Source organism: Dactylosporangium darangshiense (assembly GCF_039537565.1).
Lineage (GTDB): Bacteria > Actinomycetota > Actinomycetes > Mycobacteriales > Micromonosporaceae > Dactylosporangium > Dactylosporangium darangshiense.
Genome location: NZ_BAABAT010000146.1, coordinates 1 through 3229, shown reverse-complemented (window position 1 = coordinate 3229; position 3229 = coordinate 1). Strand labels below are relative to the sequence as shown.

The 3229-nt window shown below is 67.9% G+C and carries 1 protein-coding gene and 2 pseudogenes; all 3 read right to left on the bottom strand.

Features of this window, described 5'->3' with window-relative positions; all coding sequences use genetic code 11:
* Positions 1-710: 710 nt before the first annotated feature.
* Positions 711-1239 (bottom strand): annotated as a pseudogene (gene idi / locus ABD901_RS58250) (isopentenyl-diphosphate Delta-isomerase).
* Positions 1240-1419: 180 nt separating this feature from the next.
* A pseudogene (locus ABD901_RS58245) lies at positions 1420-2172 on the bottom strand (polyprenol monophosphomannose synthase).
* An 11-nt stretch (positions 2173-2183) separates the two neighbouring features.
* Positions 2184-3229: 2-oxoglutarate dehydrogenase, E2 component, dihydrolipoamide succinyltransferase (gene sucB, locus ABD901_RS58240; protein WP_345144935.1), on the bottom strand; the 1046-nt coding region annotated here is incomplete at its 5' end.

Below are 3229 nucleotides of genomic sequence, written 5' to 3'. Positions count from 1 at the left end.
CCCGCTGCCTCGACCGCACGCCGGGTCCAGTCGCGGGCCTCAGCCGTCCGGCCACGATCGACCTCAGCCCGCGCCGCCGTGTAGTACCAGCCCGCCCTGAACGAATGAGCCGGCCCGCAGTGCTGCGCCGCGGCTGACGCTCGACAGGCCGCCCTCGCCCTCCTCAGCGCCTCCTGGACGCCGACCCCACCAGCCACGTCATCGTCGCCCGCCGCAAAGCCGCACCCGGTACATCGCCGACGTTAACGGCAAGACGCTCACCATCGCACCCGGCCTCGACCCCTCCGCCCCACCCACCGTCCAGGCCCAACAACTGACCTTCGACCTCCGGGAACTGGGCATCAAGTCCCGCACCACACTCCAGCTCTTCACCGACTCTTCCGCCACCAACCCGACACTGCGCCTAGCAAGCCCGCGCGGCAACAGATCCACAGTGGACACCGCCCCCTTCGGTGGATTCATCGCCGTCCTCAGACGACCCGACAGGGGACCGGCAGACGCCCTGCCCACAACCTGACACGGCCGGCCCCACAACCTCGGGGCCGGCCGCCCACGATGCCCCAGCACACATACGCGAACCGACTGCCCATACCTGCTCGGCGCCCAATCGGCGCACGCCATTTGCCTCGCCACATCCTCCGTGTCATGCGGGCGTGTGACGACGCAGATACGGGGACGGGACCAGCGGTCGCCATCTGACCGATCATTGATCACCCGTGAGTGGACGCGTGCCAGGAGTTGACGACCCCCTCCAGCCATCGCGCGTACGAGTGAGGGAACCGCGCGATCCGCTGCGGGCGTGGCCCAAATCGGCGGCTGCCACCTCGTCGGGGTTGATGTCAGCCAGCCTGCCAGAGTACGTCCCGACCAGCACGTGGTCGTATTCGAACTCGATTCGCCCGGAGTACGGGTCGCCCGCTTGATAAACATATACGCCGACGTCACGCAAGGGCACGGTCGTCACGCCCAGTTCCTCCATGAGCCGGCAATCGGCGGCCTCGATGACCGCAGCGCCGGCGCTCGGGTGGCCGCAGCAGGCGTTGGCCCACCGTAGCGGGAACCAGGTCTCTGCCGCGGCTCTCTGCTGTAGCAGCACCTTTCCATCGGGGATACCAGCAGCACCGAGAAGGCGCGGTGCAGTTGGCCGGGCGCGCGGTGCGCTTGGTCGACGGTGGTTGTGCCGATCGCGGTGCCGTCAATGCCGACCAACTCAACCAGGTGTTGCTCACGTGTGTTCACGACACCCCTGCAATGCGCTGCGCCGCAAGCGGCCGGAGATGAGGACCATCTGACTTCGGGCTGGTGCGGGTCCGACGAGGACCGCAGCTAACAGAGCATCAGGACATCAACGCTCCACATCGGACACGTGGCAGGTTGAACATCACAGCGCACCCGCTGTCGGCCAAATGAGGTGCGATCTCAAGGCCGAGCGTCTACGTCGAACTGCCGGGCAAGGCGCAGCTTCCACGGCATTAAGGCTGACTCCAGTTGGACTCGCAGGCTCATCTTCGAGGCGCCTTGCGTTCGATCAATGAAGTGAATTGAAATCTCGGCGATGCGCATGCCTCGTTGGGCGGCTCGATAGTTCATCTCAACCTGGAACGAATAGCCGTTGCTCCGGATTGACGCGATGTCGATACGGCGCAGTGTCTCGGCACGCCATGCCTTGAAGCCGGCGGTGGCGTCCCGGACGCCCATGCGCAGGATGGCATCGACGTAGAAGTTCGCCCACGCAGACAGCGCCTTGCGGTGCCATGACTAATCGCCAGCGACACGACCGCCCTGCACATAACGGGAGCCGAGTACAACGGCTACGCCTTCGGTGGCCAGTGCGTCCACCATCATTGGAATGGTCGAGGTCGGATGGGACAGGTCCGCATCCATCTGGATGACGACGTCGGCGCCGTCGGCAAGCGCGTGCAGCATGCCAGCGATGTACGCCCGCCCGAGTCCATCTTTCGCGGTTCGGTGAAGCACGGCGACTTTCCGCGGTGCTTCGACGGCCAGCTTGTCGGCGACCTCACCGGTGCCGTCCGGAGAGTTGTCGTCCACGACCAGCACGTACAGGTTCGGTAGCGGTAACGCGGTCAGCTGACCGACCAACTCGGGCAGGTTGTCCCGCTCGTTGTAGGTCGGCACGACGACCGTAATCTTCTGGAACCTGCTCGGCACTGGTCACTCCCCTAGTTGGCGGCGTGCCTGAATACGTCGGCCTCGAAGTTGCCGGCCTCCAGGCGCTCCTTCACGGTGGTGAGGAAGCGCGCGGCGTCGGCGCCGTCGACGATGCGGTGGTCGTAGGACAGGGCCAGGTAGACCATCGAGCGCGGCGCGATGATCTCGCCGAGGTCGGCGTCGTTGACCACGACGGCCCGCTTGACGACCGCGCCGGTGCCGAGGATCGCCACCTGCGGCTGGTTGATGATCGGCGTGTCGAACAGCGCGCCGCGGCTGCCGGTGTTGGTCAGCGTGAACGTGCCGCCGGCGATGTCGTCCGGGCTGAGCTTGTTGCTGCGGGTCCGGTCGGCCACGTCCGCGATGCGCTTGGCCAGGCCGGCCAGGTTGAGGTCGCCCGCGTTCTTGATGACCGGGACGATCAGGCCCTTGTCGCTGTCCACGGCCATGCCGAGGTGCTCGACGTCGTGGTAGGTGACGGTGCCCGCCTCCAGGTCGATCGAGGAGTTCACCGCGGGGTGCACCCGCAGCGCCTCGACCGCCGCCAGGGCGAAGAAGGGCAGGAACGACAGCTTCACGCCGTGGGTGGCCAGGAACTGTGCCTTGGCCTTGTCCCGCAGCTTCGCCACCTTGGTGACGTCGACCTCGACGACCGTGGTGAGCTGGGCCGAGGTCTGCAGCGACTCGACCATGCGCCGCGCGATGAGCGCCCGCATGCGGGTCAGCTTCTGGGTCTGGCCGCGCAGCGGGCTCGGCGCCGCCTTCGGTGCGGGGACGGTGGTGCCGGCCGAAACGGGCGCCGCGGCGGCCGGAGCCGGTGCGGCCTTGGCCGCCTCGGCGGCCGCCTTCGCCTTGGCCGCGGCGTCGAGCACGTCCTGCTTGCGGATCCGCCCGCCGACGCCGGTGCCGGCGAGGCCCGACAGGCTCACACCGTGCTCGGCGGCGAGCTTGCGCACCAGCGGCGTGACGTAGCCGGCGTCCTCGGCCTCGACCTTGCCGTTGCCGCCCGCCGCGGCGACGTTGGTCGCCGGGCCGGCCGAAACCGGCGCGGCGGCCG